16 protein-coding genes are annotated in these 17580 nt (G+C 75.2%); 9 read left to right on the top strand and 7 right to left on the bottom strand.

Annotation, left to right across the window (positions count from 1 at the left end):
- Nucleotides 1-59: 59 nt before the first annotated feature.
- A complete protein-coding gene (locus tag NLX94_RS05275) occupies nucleotides 60-1142 on the bottom strand; it encodes an NAD(P)/FAD-dependent oxidoreductase (protein ID WP_254381403.1) in 1083 nt (360 codons plus the stop codon).
- 100 nt (nucleotides 1143-1242) lie between these two features.
- Between NLX94_RS05275 and NLX94_RS05270 the strand changes: the two genes are divergently transcribed.
- Both NLX94_RS05270 and NLX94_RS05265 read left to right on the top strand, forming a co-directional pair.
- Complete coding sequence (locus NLX94_RS05270) at nucleotides 1243-1842, top strand: TetR family transcriptional regulator (protein WP_254381402.1); 600 nt, start codon at nucleotides 1243-1245, stop codon at nucleotides 1840-1842.
- Complete coding sequence (locus NLX94_RS05265) at nucleotides 1812-2816, top strand: ADP-ribosylglycohydrolase family protein (protein ID WP_374683904.1); 1005 nt, start codon at nucleotides 1812-1814, stop codon at nucleotides 2814-2816. Before NLX94_RS05270 ends, NLX94_RS05265 begins: the two co-directional genes overlap by 31 nt.
- Before the next feature lie 689 nt (nucleotides 2817-3505).
- On the opposite strand, the gene NLX94_RS05260 is transcribed toward NLX94_RS05265, so the two are convergent.
- Nucleotides 3506-4324, bottom strand: a complete 819-nt coding sequence (locus NLX94_RS05260) for a glutamate racemase (protein WP_254381400.1) — start codon at nucleotides 4322-4324, stop codon at nucleotides 3506-3508.
- Between the two features lie 597 nt (nucleotides 4325-4921).
- Here NLX94_RS05260 and NLX94_RS05255 point away from each other — a divergent pair.
- The 5 genes from NLX94_RS05255 to NLX94_RS05235 all read left to right on the top strand — a co-directional run bounded on the left by NLX94_RS05255 (nucleotide 4922) and on the right by NLX94_RS05235 (nucleotide 11384).
- The gene (locus tag NLX94_RS05255) at nucleotides 4922-6181 is read left to right on the top strand and encodes a glycosyltransferase (protein WP_254381399.1); all 1260 of its coding nucleotides are present in this window, start codon (nucleotides 4922-4924) and stop codon (nucleotides 6179-6181) included.
- Nucleotides 6182-6438: 257 nt separating this feature from the next.
- Entirely contained in the window at nucleotides 6439-7041 is a 603-nt protein-coding gene (locus NLX94_RS05250; RefSeq protein WP_254381398.1) for a DUF6643 family protein, read from the top strand.
- Between the two features lie 72 nt (nucleotides 7042-7113).
- Nucleotides 7114-7938 carry an MOSC domain-containing protein gene (locus tag NLX94_RS05245; protein WP_254381397.1) on the top strand — a complete coding sequence of 275 codons (825 nt, stop codon included), beginning with the start codon at nucleotides 7114-7116 and terminating at the stop codon, nucleotides 7936-7938.
- Between the two features lie 246 nt (nucleotides 7939-8184).
- Nucleotides 8185-8796 carry a hypothetical protein gene (locus tag NLX94_RS05240; protein WP_254381396.1) on the top strand — a complete coding sequence of 204 codons (612 nt, stop codon included), beginning with the start codon at nucleotides 8185-8187 and terminating at the stop codon, nucleotides 8794-8796.
- A gap of 116 nt (nucleotides 8797-8912) precedes the next feature.
- Complete coding sequence (locus NLX94_RS05235; protein ID WP_254381395.1) at nucleotides 8913-11384, top strand: right-handed parallel beta-helix repeat-containing protein; 2472 nt, start codon at nucleotides 8913-8915, stop codon at nucleotides 11382-11384.
- A 24-nt stretch (nucleotides 11385-11408) separates the two neighbouring features.
- Here NLX94_RS05235 and NLX94_RS05230 read toward each other — a convergent pair whose 3' ends face one another.
- Nucleotides 11409-11921: a GNAT family N-acetyltransferase gene (locus NLX94_RS05230; protein WP_254381394.1), complete on the bottom strand. Its 513-nt coding sequence runs from the start codon at nucleotides 11919-11921 to the stop codon at nucleotides 11409-11411.
- Between the two features lie 164 nt (nucleotides 11922-12085).
- Here NLX94_RS05230 and NLX94_RS05225 point away from each other — a divergent pair, with 164 nt between their 5' ends.
- A complete protein-coding gene (locus tag NLX94_RS05225) occupies nucleotides 12086-12577 on the top strand; it encodes an SRPBCC family protein (RefSeq protein WP_254381393.1) in 492 nt (163 codons plus the stop codon).
- A gap of 27 nt (nucleotides 12578-12604) precedes the next feature.
- Here the strand turns inward: NLX94_RS05225 and NLX94_RS05220 are convergent, their stop codons facing one another.
- Entirely contained in the window at nucleotides 12605-13267 is a 663-nt protein-coding gene (locus NLX94_RS05220) for a hypothetical protein (protein ID WP_254381392.1), read from the bottom strand.
- A 70-nt stretch (nucleotides 13268-13337) separates the two neighbouring features.
- A complete protein-coding gene (locus NLX94_RS05215) occupies nucleotides 13338-14468 on the bottom strand; it encodes a PLP-dependent cysteine synthase family protein (RefSeq protein WP_254381391.1) in 1131 nt (376 codons plus the stop codon).
- A gap of 280 nt (nucleotides 14469-14748) precedes the next feature.
- On the opposite strand from NLX94_RS05215, the gene NLX94_RS05210 reads away from it, so the two are divergent.
- Nucleotides 14749-15393, top strand: a complete 645-nt coding sequence (locus tag NLX94_RS05210; protein ID WP_254381390.1) for an ATP-binding protein — start codon at nucleotides 14749-14751, stop codon at nucleotides 15391-15393.
- A gap of 40 nt (nucleotides 15394-15433) precedes the next feature.
- Here NLX94_RS05210 and NLX94_RS05205 read toward each other — a convergent pair whose 3' ends face one another.
- Both NLX94_RS05205 and NLX94_RS05200 read right to left on the bottom strand, forming a co-directional pair.
- Nucleotides 15434-16822, bottom strand: a complete 1389-nt coding sequence (locus tag NLX94_RS05205; RefSeq protein WP_254381389.1) for an ROK family transcriptional regulator — start codon at nucleotides 16820-16822, stop codon at nucleotides 15434-15436.
- Between the two features lie 43 nt (nucleotides 16823-16865).
- Nucleotides 16866-17528, bottom strand: a complete 663-nt coding sequence (locus NLX94_RS05200) for an alpha-ketoglutarate-dependent dioxygenase AlkB (RefSeq protein WP_254381388.1) — start codon at nucleotides 17526-17528, stop codon at nucleotides 16866-16868.
- Nucleotides 17529-17580: the final 52 nt, after the last annotated feature.

Below are 17580 nucleotides of genomic sequence, written 5' to 3'. Positions count from 1 at the left end.
CACGTTCCGCATGGACGCCACCGGCCTCGTGACCGGGGCCGCCGGGGCGACCGGAGGCGTCAGCCGGGCAGCAGGCCGACGAGCGCGTCCCGCAGGGCCGGGCGGCGGACGGTCATGAAGCGGTGCAGGGTCCGGGAGCCGAAGGCCGTCCGCTGGGCGCTGCGGCGGCGTTCGCCCTCGTACGCGCGCAGGGCGGCGGGCAGGCCGCCGGGCCCGTGGGCGGCGACGGCCCGGGCGAGGGCCTCGGCGTCGAGCAGGGCGGTGCAGGCGCCCTGGCCCAGGTTCGGGGTCATGGCGTGCGCCGCGTCGCCGACCAGGGCGACGGGCCCGGGCCCGTCCGTGCGGGTGAAGGAGGGCAGCGCGGGGTGGAGGTGGCGCATCCGGTAGCGGATCCAGCTCCGCGGGTCGGTCTCGGCGAGCACGCGCGGGATCGGGTCGTGCCAGTCGGCGAAGGCGGCCCGCAGTTCCCCGGCCGTGGTGGCCCCGGGAACGGTGGCGTACCAGTTGGTGCGGCCGGGCTCGACCGGGGTCATCCCGAAGAAGCGGCCCCGGCCCCAGGTCTCGCCGTAGACGCCGGTCTCGAACCCGGCGGTGCCGATCCAGGCCGTGGAGCCGAGCTCGCACGGCCGGCTCCCGCCCCCGAAGCGGTCGGCCCGGACGGCGCTGTTGATCCCGTCGGCACCGACGAGGAGGTCGGCGCTGCCCCGCGCGGCCGAAGGCTCGTAGGCCCGGCCGTACGCGATCTCCGTGCCGCCGAGCCGCATCAGTTCGGCGTGCATCGCGTCCATCAAGTAGGGCCGTGAGATGAGGAGTTCGGGGCGGCCCGCCTTGCGTTCGATCCGCTCCAGGGGGAGCGCGGCCAGCACCCGGCCGTCGGGGCGCCGGATCTGCGCGTCGCGGTACGGGACCGCGCGCGCCCGGACCACGTCGCCCAGGCCGAGCCGGTCGAGGGCCGCCTGGGCCGTGGGGTGGATGCCGAAGGCCGTGCCGTACCGCTCCGGTTCGGCACGGCGCTCCAGTACGGCCACCTCCCATCCGGCCCGGCGCAGGCCGATCGCGGTGGCCAGACCGCCCACCCCGGCGCCGACGACCACCGCCGAGCCCGTCGTCCCGGCACTCCTGCCCGTGGCGCTCACACCCATGGCACACCCCTCGTTCGAGTCGCTCCCCGGCCCATTCATGGCCACCACCACACCTGTGGTGCCACACTTGTGGTACCACGGTTGTGGTTAAGCTGGCAAGGTGAACCAGGACCGAAGGGACCGGCTGCGCGACGCGGCCATCGCGGTGCTCTCCGAGGCGGGCGGGCGCGGCCTGACGCACCGGGCCGTCGACGCGGCGGCAGGCGTGCCGCTCGGCACCGCCAAGAACTACTTCCCGACCCGGGAGGAACTGCTGCGCGCGGTCGCCGAGCGCTGCCTGGAGCAGTACCGGGCGCTCGCCGCCCGGCTCACCGGGGCCGGCCCCGGACCCGCCGACCGGGCCGGGCTCGCCGCACTGCTCGCCGGGCTGCTGCGCGATACGGCCGGGGCCGGACGGCCGCGCGTCGTGGCGTACCTGGAACTCCAGACCGAGGCGATCCGGCGGCCCTGGCTGGCCGCACTGCTCGACCCGATCGCGGCGGCGGACTTCGCGGCGTTCGGGCAGCTGCTGGCCGCCGCCGGGCTCCCGGCCGGTCCGGAGCACGCCCGCGCCCTCACCCTCGCGCTGCACGGAGCCGTCCCCCACCTCCTGGCGGGCGCCCCGGACACCCTGGCCGCAGCCGGGCTGGACGACCTGGACTCCTTCACCCGCGGTCTGCTGGACCGCGTATGCCCCGGACCGCCCGCGGAGGCGGTGTGACCACCGGAGACCCCGCGCCCACCCGGCTCGACCGCGCCGTCGGAGCCGTGCTCGGCTCGGCGGCCGGGGACGCGCTCGGCGCGCCCTACGAGTTCGGCCCCGCCGGACAGTTCAGCGTCCGCGCCGAGGAGATGCGCGGGGGCGGCGGCTGGGACCCGGGCGAAGCCACGGACGACACGCAGATGGCGGTCCTGGTCGGCGAATCCCTGCTGGAGTGCGGAGGTCTGGAACTCCCCGACGTCTTCGACCGGTTCCGGCGCTGGGCGGCCGGGGACCCCAAGGACATCGGGCTGCAGACGGAGATCGTGCTGACCGGCGGCGACCCGTGGGACCTGGCCGCCGCGCTGCACTTCCAGACCAACGCGCGGGCGGCCGGCAACGGCTCCCTGATGCGCGCCTCGACCTCGGCGGTCTACTTCGCCCCGGCCGGCCGCACCGCGACGATGGCCGCCGCCCGGCGGATCGCCGCGCTCACCCACGGGGACCGGGCCGCATGGGAGGGCACGGCCGTCCTGCACGAGCTGGTACGCGTGGCCCTGGACGGCGCCGACCCCCTCACCGCGCTCCCCGCGACGCTGGCCGGGGTCCATCCGGACCACCGGGAGCGGTACGCGCGGGTCCTGGCCCCCGACTGGCATCCGGACCTGGCCACCGAGTTCAACGGGGCGGTATGGCCCTGCCTGGGTTCGGCGGTGTGGGCGCTGCGCACCACGACCGGCTTCGCGGACGCCGTACGGGCCGCCGTGGACCTGGGCGGCGACACCGACACGGTGGCGGCGGTCACCGGAACCCTGGCCGGCGCCCGCTACGGCGCGGCGGCGGTCCCCGAACCCTGGACGGCCCCCCTGCACGTCCCCCTCCCGGGCTTCGGAGACCGCATCCTGAACGCGACCGACCTACGGGCCCTCGCCCTCCGCCTCACCGAGGCCGGAGCCGCGGCGGCGGCCCCGGGCCGGGGCGAGCCGGACGACTGACGCCCCCGGCCGGCCCGCACCGCACCTCTGCCCCACGCACGGCGACGCACATCCGCGGCGGCGTCCCCAGTGCACGCCCCGCCCGGCCCGCCCGGCGACGGGGTGCGATGCCGGGACGGCTCCCGAGGAGCGACCGGGGACGGGCGCGGCGCGCGCGGCGGTTCGCACCCGCTGGACGACCGCCGGGATCTCCAGGTGGGGATGCCCGCCACCTCCCGCGGAAGCGGCGGCCGCGCTGTACGTACGGCGGCTCCCCACGCAGAGGCGGCCGTCTCGCGGTGCGTGCCGCGGCTCCTCACCCATGGGACCACCCGGATCCCCAGGCGGGCGGCCCCGGCATCTCCCGCAGAAGCGGCCGCCACGCAGTGCGTGCGGCGGCTCCTCACCCGGGACGACCACCACCCCGCGCCTCCGGCGGAAGCGGCCGTCGCGCGGTGCGTACGGCGACTCCCCACCCGGGGGACGGCCCCCCGGATGCCCAGCTGGGCGGACCCGGCCTCTCCCGCGGAGGCGGCCGTCGCGCGGCCCGCCGGTGACGTGGTCGATGCCTGCGGACCGGTGCCGCCGCGCTGCGGCCATCGGCGCGCCGCGGCACCGCGTGCGGGCGGGATACGGCGGGGCCGCGACGAGCTCCGTGTCCTCGGCCGGGCGTCACGCCCACGGCCGGGCGTCACGTTCTCGGTCGGCCGTCAGCCCGTGAGGGGTCCCCCCACGGGTTCCCCGACCACCGCGCTCCGACCCGCGAGCAGACGCCCCTCGGCGTAGCCGAGGGCGGGCTCCGGGAGGGGGCCGGGGCGGCCGCTGAGCAGGACGGTCAGGCTGCCGGTGGGCGGCAGGCCGGGCTCCGGGCGGGCGCCGAGCCGGCGCAGGGCCTGGACGGCGACGGGCTCGGCGGAGCCGTGGAAGACGTACGCGCCGCCGCCGGTGCGCCGGTCGAGCGCGGCCCGGATGGGGGCCTCGACCAGCTCGTAGTGCGTGCAGCCGAGCACCACGTCGGTGACGTCGGCCGGGGTCAGCGCGGCGGCCGCGGCGACGGCCCGTACGACGGCGGCCTCGTCACCGGCCTCGACGGCATCGGCCAGCCCGGGGCACGGCACCTCGGTGACGCGCGCCCCGTCGGCGAAGTCGCGGATCAGGCCGCGCTGGTAGGGGCTGCCGGTGGTGGCGGGGGTGGCCCAGATGGCGACGCGGCCTCCGGCAGCCGCGGCGGGCTTGATCGCCGGCACGGTCCCGATGACCGGGATCGCGGGCTCCAGCGCGGCGCGCAGCGCGGGCAGGGCGTGCACGGAAGCGGTGTTGCAGGCGACGATCAGCGCATCCGGCCGGTGCGTGGCGGCGGCCCGCGCGACGGCGAGGGCCCGCCCGGTGAGGTCCTCCGGGGTCCTCGGACCCCAGGGCATCCCGTCGGGGTCGCAGGACAGCACCAGCTCCGCGTCCGGCCGCAGCCTCCGCATCGCGGCGGCCGCGGCGAGGAGGCCGATACCGGAGTCCATGAGGGCGATCTTCACCTGGTCACCTTAAACGATCCCCCCACCCCACCCGGGGCAACGGGCCCGCCACACCCCCTACGAAGCCACCCCACACCCAGCCCCGATCCGGCCCCGGCCCCGGCCCTACTCCCGGACCCGGACCCAGAGGGAGGACCCAGACCCGAACCCGGACCCGGACCCGGAGGGGGACCCAGACCCGGACCCGGGGGGACCCGGGAGGGCCCCGGTCCCCGATCTGGCTCCGGACCCGGACCCGGAGCGGCGCCCCAGGACCCGGACCCGGGGGCACCCGGGAGGGCCCCGGTCCCCGATCTGGCTCCGGACCCGGATCCGGAGCGGCGCCCCCGGACCCGGAGGGGCCCGGGACCGGAGGGGCCCCGGACCGGAGCGGCCCGGACCGGAGCGGCCCGGACCCGGGGCGGCCCGGGGCCAGCCGGCCCTCGTTCCCCCCGGTGCGCCACGGCGCAGCCCGGCCCCCACCCCGCCGGCGGCGGCAGCACCACGCACCCCGGAGCCGCTCCTGCCGTGCGCCCCGCCACGGCCCCGCCCAAGCCGGGCCACCGAAGCCCGGTGTCCCGCCACTCTTCGCGGTGTCGCCCGCGGCACACTGCCGGGATGGGTTTCCTCCTCGTCGCCGCGTGCGCCTCGCTCGCCGTCTGGCTCTGGCTCACCCTCGGCCAAGGCATGTTCTGGCGGACCGACACGCGCCTGCCTCCGCGGCACGCCCCCGACCATTGGCCGTCGGTGGCGATCGTGGTCCCGGCCAGGGACGAGGCCGAAGTGCTGCCGCGCAGCCTGCCCTCGCTCCTCGCGCAGGACTATCCGGGCGAGGCCGAGGTCATCCTGGTCGACGACGGCAGTACGGACGGCACGGCCGACCTCGCCCGGCGGCTCGCCGGAGCGCACCCCGGACTGCCCCTGACGGTCCTCTCCCCCGGCGAACCCGGCGCCGGCTGGACCGGCAAGCTCTGGGCACTCCGGCACGGCATCGCGCACGCCCGCTCCGGCACCCCCCGCCCCGCCCCGGGCTCCAGCCCGGCCGCAGTCCCGGGCGCAAGCCCGGGAGCATCCCCAGCTCCGAGCCCGGGTTCCAGCCCGGGCCCCGCCCCGGACTACCTCCTCCTCACCGACGCCGACATCGCCCACGCTCCCGACAGCCTGCGCGAGCTGGTCTCCGCCGCGACCTCGGCCGATCTCGACCTGGTGTCCCAGATGGCCCGGCTGCGTGCCGTCAGCGTCTGGGAGCGGCTGATCGTTCCCGCCTTCGTGTACTTCTTCGCGCAGCTCTACCCCTTCCGCTGGATCAACCGCCCCGGCACCCGCACCGCGGCCGCCGCCGGCGGGTGCGTCCTGCTGCGCACCGGGGCCGCCGTGCGGGCCGGGATCCCGGAGTCGATCCGGCAGGCCGTCATCGACGACGTCTCCCTCGCCCGGGCGGTACAGCGCGCCGGCGGGCGGATCTGGCTCGGCCTCGCGGAGCGGGTGGACAGCGTGCGCCCGTACAGCTCCCTCACCGATCTGTGGCGGATGGTCTCGCGCAGCGCCTACGCGCAACTGCGCCACCAGCCCCTGCTGCTGGCGGGGACCGTGGCCGGGCTGGTCCTGGTCTACCTCGTGCCGCCGGCCGCGCTCCTCGCCGGTCTCGCCGCCGGCCGGCCCGCCACCGCCTGGGCGGGCGGCCTGGCCTGGCTGCTGATGGCCGGCACCTATCTGCCGATGCTGCGCTACTACCGCCAGCCCGCGGTCCTCGCGCCGCTGCTCCCGCTCACCGCGCTGCTCTACCTCCTGATGACCGTCGACTCGGCCGTGCAGCACTACCGCGGACGCGGGGCGGCGTGGAAGGGCCGTACCTATGCCCGGCCCAGTGACGCCTGAAACCGGACCGCGCCCTTCAACTTCACGTCGTCCGAGGTCACAGGGTTGTGACGCCTCGTCAGCGCGTGGCCGGCGCGTCATCCGTGCAACACCCAACCGGTGAGTACGAGTAGGAGCAAGACGGGGCGGAAGTGGCCAAATCGTGCACGTGAACAGGAAGTGAAAGCTGTGGCTCTGACCTGCGAATATGCAGGTCAGAGCGGTCTTGACGGGACCTTGCTATGGACCCGGTGAAGTCGTGGGCTTAACTTAGGTCCATGACCTCCCCCCGCTCCACTTATGGCGGCGGTTACTACTCCGCGCCCTCCTTCCCGGACACCCCTATCTACGACTCCCTCGTCGCCGAACGCGGCACTCCGCAGATCGCCCCGATCCGCGTCCCCGCCGCCTACGACTCCCCGAGCGCCGGCTACTCGAGCGGTGGGTACCTCCCGGCCCTCGCGTCCTCGCTCCCCGCCCTGCCGGCGGCGCTCCCGGCGGCCCTGCCGCCCGCCCGCCCGCAACAGCAGCAGGCCCCGGCGTACGGGTACCCGTACCAGCAGCAGGCCGCGCCGCAGCAGATGCCGCACATGCAGCAGATGCCGCCGATGCCGCAGCCCATGTCGATGCCGATGCCGCTCCAGCAGGCGCCGGTGCCGTACGTTCCGCAGCAGCCGCAGCCGCAGCCGTTCGCGGCCCGCACGGGCTACGTTCCGCAGCCCCAGCCGCAGCAGCCCCGCCCGGTCGCCACGGGCACCGGGTACGAGGCGATGCGCCCGGCCGCGCCGCGTCCGATGCAGGCGCAGCCCGCGCCCGTCCCGGCCGCCTCGTTCGAGGATCCGTACGGGCGTCCGTACCAGCCGCAGGGGCGCGGTTACTGACCGGCGGTTCCCGCCGGCCGCCCGCGACGAGGTCGAGGTGGAGTCCGTGAGGGCGGCTGGCAGTATTCCTCCATGGTGAAACTGCGTGTCCAGGCGCTCCACGTCCATCCCGTCAAGTCGGTGGCGGGGACGGCACCCGACGAGGTGGCCGTGGAGCCCTGGGGTCTGTCCGGTGACCGCCGGTGGGCTGTGGTGGACGGGGAGGGCACGGTCATCACCCAACGCCAGCAGCCGAGGCTGGCCTTGGCGCGGGCCCGTCCGCTGGGGGGCGGCGGGTTCGAGGTCTCGGCGCCGGGCATGGCGGATCTGACGGTGGAGGTCCCGGAGCGGGGTCCGCTGGAGCCGGTGGTGCTCTTCGGCAAGAAGATCGAGACGGTGGCCGCGGCGCAGGCCGCCGCCGACTGGTTCACCGCGTACCTGGGCGTACCGGCCCACCTGGTGCACCTGGACGACCCGGCCGTACGCCGGCCGGTCGATCCCCAGTACGCACTGCCCGGCGAGACCGTGAGCCTCGCCGACGGCTATCCGCTGCTGGTCACCACCCTCGCCTCGCTGGATGCGCTCAACGCGCTGATCGCCGAGGGCAGCCATCCCGACGAGGGTCCCCTCCCGATGAACCGGTTCCGCCCGAACGTGGTGGTCTCCGGAGCCGAGCCCTGGGCCGAGGACGGCTGGGAGCGCGTCGCGATCGGCGATGCCGTCTTCCGCGGGGCGCGCGAGTGCGGGCGCTGCGTCGTGACGACCACCGACCAGACGACGGCGCTGCGCGGCAAGGAGCCGCTCCCGACCCTGGCCCGGCACCGGAGGATCGGGAAGTCGCTGGCCTTCGGGCGGCTGCTGGTGCCCGTGCGGCTGGGGACGCTGCGGGTCGGCGACGAGGTGCACGTCCTGGCGTGAGCGCGTGCCGGGGGCCGGAGGGGGCCGGGCAGACCACCCGGACCGACACCTTCGAGGGGCTCTCGCGTCACCCTGGAACCAACCGCCACCGTCTGCCCGTTGGAACGTTCGGGACGTGAGCACCGACTCATGACACCGGATCGGGTGACACACGTCTCGCGCGTCCCGGAATGCGGGTGGCCGGGGCATGCGGGAGGCTGGGACGGCAGGTAGGCGCAGACTGGCAGAAGTAGGGGGAGCCGGACCGTGCGGACAGCAATGGGAGTGTGGCGGTGGCGGCGCAATCCGCTGCGCCGCCCGACGGATCTATTCGAGGCCTGGGTGGCCTTCGCGGCGCTGGTCTGCGTCCTGCTGGTGGCTCCGGCCGTCGGCTGGGCCGCCGGACTGCGGGTGGACGGCACGCTACAGCGGGCCGCACGCGAACAGCGGCAGGAGCGGCATCTCGTACCGGCGGTGGTGGTCCGGCCGACACCGGAGGCCCTGCTCGGCGCGGCCACCGAGCCGGCGGCGCAGCGCCAGGCCCCGCAGCGTACGCAGATCGTCGCGTCGTGGACGGCGCCCGACGGCAGCAACCACCAGGGCACCGTGCCGGCCGCGGAGGAACCCCCGCATCCCGGCGACCGGTTCAGGATATGGACCGATACGCACGGCCGCCTCGTCGGACAGCCCCTGGACCCCTCCTCCGCCAGCTTCCACGCGGGCGTGGCGGGCCTCGCGGCGGCCCTGGGCATCGCCGTGCTCGTGGAGACGCTCCGCCGCCTGGTCGTACGAAGGCTCATGCATCGGCGGTACATCCGGCTGGACCGCGCGTGGGCCGCGGCGGGACCGGACTGGGGCCGGGCGGACGCGGGCAGCTGACCTGGCAACTCACCGGCCCCGCGCGCGCTACGGTGGAGCGCGTCCGGGTCGCCGGAGCGGCTGCTCCGACCAGCAGTCGGACACACGGAACACGAGGGTGGGGGCACGACAGCACCATGGCTCAGGGCACGGTCCAGGTGACGCACGGCGGTTCCTCGCGGTGGCGTCGCCGCTCCGGTGATTATCCGACGCTGACCGCTGCGCTGGCCGCGGCGGGCGACGGCGACGTCCTGTCCATCGCCCCCGGCACCTACCGGGAGAATCTGGTGCTGCACCACGCCGTGACCCTGCGCGGTCCGGAGGGCTCTCTGGGTTCGGTGCGGATCGCACCGCCCGACGGGGTCGCGCTGACCGTCCGCGCCTCGGCCGTCATCCAGGACCTCCACCTGGAGGGCCAGGACCCCACGGCGCCCGCGCTCCTCATCGAGGACGGCTCCCCCGAACTCACCGACCTGCGGGTGAGCACCCGCTCGGCGGCCGGCATCGAGGTCCGCGGGAGCGGCGCCCGGCCGCTGGTCCGGCGCTGCACCGTGGAGAACTCCGCCGGGACCGGGATCGCCGTACTGGACGGCGGCGGCGGGGTGTTCGCCGACTGCGAGGTGGTGGCCGCAGGCCAGACCGGGGTCTCCGTGCGCGGCGGCGGCCGTCCCCGGCTGGAGCGCTGCCGGATCCACCACGCCACGGGCGCCGGCATCGCCGTGACCGGCGACGGCTCGGGGCTGGAGGCGCTGGGCTGCGAGGTCTACGAGATCAAGGGCGCCGGCGTGCAGATCGCCGCCCGGGCCACGGCCGTGCTCACCGACTGCGCGGTCCACCGCACCTCCGCCGACGGGGTCACCCTCGACACGGACGCCGTCCTCACGCTCGCCGGCTGCGACATCCACGACATCCCGGAGAACGCGGTGGACCTGCGGTCCCGGTCCGTGCTCACGCTCAGCCGCACCACCGTCCGCCGGTTCGGCCGCAACGGCCTGTCGGTGTGGGATCCGGGCACCCGTGTCGTCGCCGACTCCTGCGAGATCCACGACAGCACCGGCGACTATCCGGCCGTCTGGATCAGCGACGGGGCCGGGGTCTCGCTGGACTCCTGCCGGGTGCACGACGTGCCGGACGCGCTGTTCGTCCTGGACCGGGGTTCGCGGGTGGACGTCGTGGACAGCGACATCTCCCAAGTGCGCAACACCGCCGTCTCGGTGAGCGACGGGGCGACGGCCCAGCTGGACGACTGCCGGATCCGGGAGGCCGCCACGGGCGCCTGGTTCCGCGACCACGGCAGCGGCGGCACCCTCGCCAACTGCTCCATCGACTCGGTCCAGACCGGCGTGATCGTCACCAAGGGCGCGGATCCCGCGCTGGAGCGGTGCACGGTCAGCTCCCCCGCCGAAGCCGGCTTCTACGTGTCCGCGGGCGGGCGCGGCACCTTCACGGCGTGCCGGGTCACGGGCAGCGCCGGCTTCGGTTTCCACGTCATCGACGGCTGCCGGACCTCCCTGCACCGCTGCCACACCGAGCGCTGTGCGCGCGGGGGCTACGAGTTCGCGGAGGACGGCCCGGTCGCCGAGGACTGCACGAGCGACGAGTCCGGCCCCCGCCTCGCGGCCCGGTCCGCCTCCGGCGCGGGCGCCGGCCAGGGTGCGGGAGCCCTGCCGGCCGGGGAGCGCACGGGGATCCGTACGGTATCGGCCGCGCAGGGCCCCGTAGCGGCGGCGACGGCCGAGCGGGTGCCCGCCCAGCGGCCGGCCGACGAGGCGGACCCGGCCACCACCGGACAGCCCGGGGCCCGCGGTTCGGCCGAGGTGCTGGGGCACCTGGACGCGCTGGTGGGGCTGGACAGCGTCAAGCGCGAGGTCCGCGCGCTCACCGACATGATCGAGGTGGGCCGGCGCCGGCAGCAGGCGGGGCTCAAGGCCGCCTCGGTCCGCCGCCACCTGGTCTTCACCGGCTCCCCCGGCACCGGCAAGACCACCGTGGCCCGGCTGTACGGGGAGATCCTGGCCTCCCTCGGGGTGCTGGAGCGCGGCCACCTCGTGGAGGTGTCCCGGGTCGACCTGGTCGGCGAGCACATCGGGTCCACCGCGATCCGCACCCAGGAGGCCTTCGACCGGGCGCGCGGCGGGGTGCTGTTCATCGACGAGGCGTACGCGCTGGCGCCCGAGGACTCGGGCCGCGACTTCGGGCGCGAGGCGATCGACACGCTGGTGAAGCTGATGGAGGACCACCGGGACGCGGTGGTGGTGATCGTCGCCGGGTACACGGCGGAGATGGACCGCTTCCTCACCGTGAACCCGGGTGTGGCCTCCCGTTTCTCCCGGACCATCACCTTCGGGGACTACGGGCCCGAGGAGCTGCTGCGGATCGTGGAGCAGCAGGCCGAGGAGCACGAGTACCTGCTCGGCGAGAAGACCTCCGAGGCGCTGCTGACGTACTTCACCGACCTGCCCAAGGGGCCCGCCTTCGGCAACGGCCGCACCGCCCGCCAGACCTTCGAGTCGATGGTCGAGCGGCACGCGGGGCGGGTCGCGCAGCTGTCGGAGCCGAACAAGGAGGACCTCACCCTGCTCTATCCGGCCGACCTGCCGGAGCTCTGACCGGCAGGATCCGGAAGAGACGGCCTAGAGGTCCCGGCGCATGCACTCCCGGGGCCAGCGGTCGAGCCCGTGCACGGCCTCGCGGTCGCGGATGTCCCGCAGGCCCGGCCCGAGGCCGCTCTCGCCCAGGGTCCGGAAGCCGCACCGGGCGTAGTACGGGGCGTTCCACGGCACGTCGGTGAAGGTCGTGAGGGTCAGCGCGGGGGCGCCTTCCGCCCGCGCCCGTCCGGCGAGGTGGTCCAGCAGGGACCGCCCGATGCGGCGGTGGGCGCGGTCCGGGTGGACGGATACCTGCTCGACGTGGAGGTTCCCGTCGACCCGGTCGGCGAGGAGGTAGCCGACCGGGGTCCCCGTACCGGCGCCCTCGGCCGCGACCCAGGCCAGCCCGGCCCGCCGGTAGGCGCGGAGTTCCTCCAGCGGAAGCGGTTCGTCGTCGGCGATCTCCGGCATGCCGATGGTCCGGAAGCATTCCCCCGCGGCCCGCTCGATGTCCTGGAGGAGGGACAGCTCGTCGATGTGCGCTGCTCTGATCAGCATGTGCGGCATTGTCCCGGCCGGGGCCCGGTCCGCGAAACGGGTGCGCAGCCCTGCCGGCCGGGCGGCCCGTATCCCACCCCACCACGGACAACTGACGGACCGACAGCTATGGTGACAGCCCGCCGGATGCCACCGGCCGTCCGCCGAACCGAGGGAGTGCCGCCATGTTCCGCCTGCTCCGGCCCGTAGGACTGGACTTCATCGAGGTCGCCCCCACCCGCCTGGTCTTCTCCGGCCGGACCACGGCGGCTCCCGAGCACGTGTACCGGGCGCTGGCCGAGGAGGTCGAGGGCTGGCCGAGCTGGTTCCGGGCCGTCACCGGGGCACGTCCCACGGACGGCGGCGCCGGGCGCGCGATCAGGTTGGCGGGCGGGGTCCGGTTCGAGGAGACGATCATGGCCGCGGATCCTGAGCGGCGCTACGCCTACCGGGTCGACAAGACCAACGCCCCCGGACTGCGGGCCCTGCTGGAGGAGTGGCGCCTGACCCCCTCCGGCTCCGGCACCCACGTCCAGTGGACCTTCGCCGCCGACGGCCCGCCCACCGTCCGCCTCGCCCTCGCCGCGGCCCGGCCGGCCCTCGGCCACTCGTTCCGCACGGCGGTGCGCGCGCTGGACCTGCGGCTGGCGGCGCGGGGGCAGGGGGCGGGTCAGTAGGAGCCGTCCGGCCGGGACCGTCACGGTTCAGACCGCGGGATGCCGCACGGCCAGGTCCCCGTAGCCGCCCGCCGACCAGACCCGGACGCGGAACTCCTGCAGGCTCATGGCCCGTTCGCCGGCGATGTGGACCGTGCCGCAGCGGCCGCAGTACCAGCCCTCCGTCCAGACGCGGTCGGCGGCGGCCCGTCCCGGTGCGGTCCGGCGGCGCCAGACCCGTACGGCCCGGCCCGACAGGGCGATCAGGAGGGCGCCCACGAGCAGCGAGGCCGCCGAGATCCAGCCCAGGTAGGTGGTGGCGTCCTCGACTCCGAAGGGGAGGTCGTCGCCGTCACCCTCGTAGAGCCACGGGGCCGCGCCGCCGCCCTCGAACCACTTGCCCGCGATCCCGCCCCAGACGAACGCACCGATCGACACCGCGACGAGCAGCGCGCCGAGGCAGCCCGTGGTGCTCTCGTCCGGCTCGTCCGGGGCGACCGCGAGGGCCTTGGCCAGCGCCGAGTTCTCCTCACGGGTGGTGACGTGGTCGCCCTCGCCGCCCTTGTGCTCCGTGCTCACCTTGGACTTGGCTCGCAGGAACGACGCGGAGACGCCGAGCACTTGGTCCTCCCGGCCGCACCGGGGGCAGGTCAACGGCCCTGCCCCGCCCACGCCGCTACCGCCGGTGCCGCCGTCCTTGGTCTCCACCATCGCTCCCCGCCCCGCGCCCGAAGTCCGCACAGCGTAGCCAGCGGACCCCGCACCGGCCAGGGGAATCGTTTCAGCCGACGGGCTCGCTCCACACGCCGGTCGCCAGCATCGTGTCGAGGGTCCGCGCGTACGGGGCGATGTCGAGCCCCTGCTCAGCCAGCCAGGCGTCGGAGTAGTACTTGTCGAGGTAGCGCTCGCCCCCGTCGCAGAGCAGGGTCACGACGCTGCCCGTGCGGCCCTCCGCCACCATCTCCGAGATGATCTTCAGCGCGCTCCACACCCCGGTCCCCGTGGACCCGCCCGCCTTGCGGCCGATCACCCGCTCCAGCGCCCGGCACGCGGCGACGCTCGCCGCGTCGGGGACCCGCATCATCCGGTCGATGGCCCCGGGGACGAAGCTCGGCTCCATCCGGGGCCGCCCGATGCCCTCGATGCGCGAGCCGCAATCGCTGGTCGCGTGCGGGTCACCCTGCGTCCAGCCGTCGAAGAAGCAGGAGTTCTCCGGGTCCGGCACGCAGATGCGGGTGTCGTGCTGCATGTAGTGCACGTAGCGCGCGATGGTCGCGGAGGTGCCGCCCGTACCGGCCGTGGCCACGATCCAGGTGGGCTCCGGGTAGCGCTCCAACCGCAGCTGCTGGTACATGGATTCGGCGATGTTGTTGTTGCCGCGCCAGTCCGTCGCCCGCTCCGCGTACGTGAACTGGTCCATGTAGTGGCCGCCGGTGCGGGCGGCGAGCTCGGCCGACTCCTCGTACATCTTCATCGAGTCGTCGACGAAGTGGCACTCGCCGCCGTGGAACTCGATGAGCCGGCACTTCTCGGGGCTCGTCGTGCGCGGCATGACGGCGATGAACGGGACGCCGATCAGCTTGGCGAAGTAGGCCTCCGAGACGGCGGTGGAGCCGGACGAGGCCTCGATGACGGGGCGTCCGGGGCGGATCCAGCCGTTGCAGAGGGCGTAGAGGAACAGGGAGCGGGCGAGGCGGTGCTTGAGGGAGCCCGTCGGGTGGGTGGACTCGTCCTTGAGGTAGAGGTCGATGCCCCAGGCCTCGGGGAGCGGGAAGCGCAGGAGGTGGGTGTCGGCGGAGCGGTTCGCGTCCGCCTGCACCTTGCGGACGGCCTCTTTCAGCCAGGCTCGGTAGTCCGCGTCGCTGCGGTCGACGTCGATGGTCGTGGCGGTCGTACCGGTGGTGGTGCTCATGCGCCGTGCTCCTTCGTGCTGCTTGGTACTGCTTGGTGTCCGGTGTCCCGGTATCCGGTGTCCTGTGCCCCGATGTCCTGATGTCCTGGTGCGCGCCGGGTCTCCCCGCACCGCCCGCTTTCGAAATGTACCCCGCCCACCTGCACAAACGGTCACTTTGGGTACCTATGCGAAATGCTTTCGATCGCGTTCGGTTGCACACCGGCCCACAGTGGGTGACCCTGGGGAGGCGTCACCGAGGGTGCAGCACCCGTAACACTGATGTCGGGGAGTCGCAGCCGTGATCAGTCATTCCCGCAGGCACTGCGTCGTCGAACTGCAGGCCCTGCCCTTGCGGATCGGCCAGATCCGCCGAATCGTTTCGGCGCAACTGCGCCACTGGCAGCTGGATCCGCTCATAGACCGGGCTGCGCTCGGCGTGACGGAGCTGCTCAGCAACGTCCACCGCCATGCGCAGCCCGACAAGACCTGCACGGTCGAGATCGAGCTCCGCCTCGGCCGGCTGACCGTCTCCGTCTACGACAGCGACCCCCGCCTGCCGATGCTCCACGACTCCGGGGCCGCCCGGGCCGAGAACCCCTCCGCGAGCACTGCCGCGGGCACGTGCACCTCCGTAGTCGACGCCCTGGAGACCTCCGGGCGCGGGCTCGCGCTCGTGGAGGCGCTGAGCGAGGCGTGGGGGGCCCGGCAGCAGGACGACTGCCCGGGAAAGGTGGTGTGGTTCTCGCTGCGCGCCGCGCCCGGCCCTGCCGCACCGGAACGCCACCCGGTGCTCCTCGCCGAGAAGCCGGCGCCGCCGCCCGGGAAGGAACCCGGCAAGAAGTCCGTACGGGAGCCCGCGCCGGCCCCGCCCGTCGCCGCACCCTCCGAGCCGGTCTCCGCCCGCCTGTCGGCGACCGACCCGGTCGGCGCCCGGCCCGGGTAGCCTCCGGCCGCCGTGCCCGCCCGGAGCGGGCTCCGGGGGTTCAGGCCGCCGTGCCCAGGGTCCCGAGGGGGTCGTCCAGCACCGGCTGCCAGGCCAGCTCGGCGGCTCCGACCAGGCTGTTGTGGTCGAGCGTGCACGGCAGGATGGGCACGCCGCCGCTGCGGCCCCACAGGCTGCGGTCCGCGACCACCGCGCGCAGCCGCTCGGGGTCGGCGTAGAGCAGCTCCCGGTGGAGTCCGCCCAGGATGATCCGGTCCGGATTCAGGATGTTGACCAGGCCCGCGAGGCCCAGGCCGAGCCGGTCGATGAGCTCCTCGGTGGCGGCCCGTACGCCCGGGTCCGCGGACTCCTCGCGCAGCAGGTCGCGGGCCTGCTGGAGCAGGGACACCTCGGGGCCCGGGGTGCGCCCGGCGGCGGTGAGGAAGGCCAGCGGGTCGGCCTCCACGTCGAGGCAGCCGCGGCTGCCGCAGTGGCAGGCGCGCCCCTCCGGGTTCACGGTGAGGTGGCCGACCTCCAGGGCCAGGCCCGAACTCCCGCTGTGCAGACGGCCGTCCAGGACCAGCGCCCCGCCGACCCCGCGGTGCCCGGTGGCCACACAGAGCAGGTGCTGAGCGCTGCGGCCGGCGCCGTGCCGGTGCTCGGCGAGCGCGGCGAGGTTCACGTCGTTGCCGGTCAGCGCGGGGCCGTCGATGCCGGCCTCCTTCACGCAGTCGGCGAAGATGGCCCGGACGGGGGAACCGGCGGGCCAGGCCAGGTGCAGCGGGTTCAGCGCCGTACCCTCCGGCTCCGCGACCGCCGAGGGCACCGCGAGGCCCGCGCCGATGCAGCGCCGGCCGGTCCGGGCGAGCAGCGCCGCCCCGGCTTCGACGACGGCTCCGAGCACCTGCGCGGGGTCGGCCGACACGGGGACCCTTCCGGGAGCCGTGGCGACGATCCGGCCGCCGAGGCCGACCAGGGCGGCCCGGAACCCGTCCGAGTGCACCTGCGCGGCCAGGGCCACCGGGCCGTTCTCGTCCACGGAGAGCCGGTGCGAGGGCCGGCCCTGGGTTCCGCCGGCCCCGCCCGGGCGGGAGTCCACGCGGATCAGGCCGAGCGCCTCCAGCTCGGCGGCGACGGCGCCGGCGGTGGCGCGGGTGACGCCGAGCTCGGCCGTCAGGACGGCGCGGGTCGGGGCCCGGCCGGTGTGGACGAGCTCCAGGGCCGGGCCCAGCGCGCCGCGGCCCCGCTCCAGCTTGGTCCGCGCGGAGCCGGCCGCCGCTGCCGCGGACGCGGACGCCGTCGGTGCGACGCCGGCGCCGGACGCGCCGGCCCCGTCGGATCCCTCGGTTCCCCCGGCCGTACTGGCCCCTGCGGTCCCTGCTGTCCCGTCCGTCCCAGCGGACACCGTGGTCACATCCCCCACCCGCCGCGGGGCCCCGTTGCCGTTCATGACAGCGATCCTCGCATGATCGGAGCGTCGAGGACGCCGCCCGCTAGCCGAGCCCGCCGACCCGCAGCGTGATGTTCAGCCGCCCGGTCAGCCCGAGGCCCGGCGGAGCGGTGCCGGGCAGGACTTTCGGCACCCCGTGAAAGGCCCGTCGGACGGGCCCGCCGAAGACGAACAGATCCCCGCTGCGCAGCTCAACGTCCCGATACGGACGCCCGCGCGAGGCGTTGTTGCCGAAGCGGAAGAGGCAGGAATCACCCAGGCTCAGCGAGACCACCGGGGCTTCCGAGCGCTCCTCCGCGTCCCGGTGCATGCCCATGCGGGAGTCGCCCTCGTAGAAGTTCACCAGGGCGATGTCGTACGCGAGCCCCGGATCCGGCTCCTGCCCGTAGGCGGCGGCCACGGCGGCGCGCCCCAGCAGCGCCAGCCAGTCCGGCATCGCCTTGACCGGCGCCCCGTCCCCGTCGACGGCGGTGGTCGCGTATCCGTACGGGTACCAGTGCAGCCCCAGGCACACCTGCCGGGCGCTCATGGTTCCCCCGCCCTGCGTGCGCACCGTGCGCAGCCCGGCGGGCGGCCGGGCCCATCCCCGGCAGGCCTCCAGCAACTCCCGCTGCCGCCCGGGCCCCAGCCAGTCGGGCACGTGCACGGCGCCGGGCACGATCTCGGTCCGCTCCCGCGGGAACAGCTCACCACCCGGATCCTCCATGCCCTCCGCCCCTTCCTCCACAGCCTCAGCCTCAGCCTCCAGATCCCACCAC

The sequence above is a fragment of the Streptomyces sp. TBY4 genome (assembly GCF_024213195.1).
Taxonomy (GTDB): Bacteria; Actinomycetota; Actinomycetes; order Streptomycetales; family Streptomycetaceae; genus Streptomyces.
This window is presented reverse-complemented; position numbering and strand designations above follow the sequence as displayed.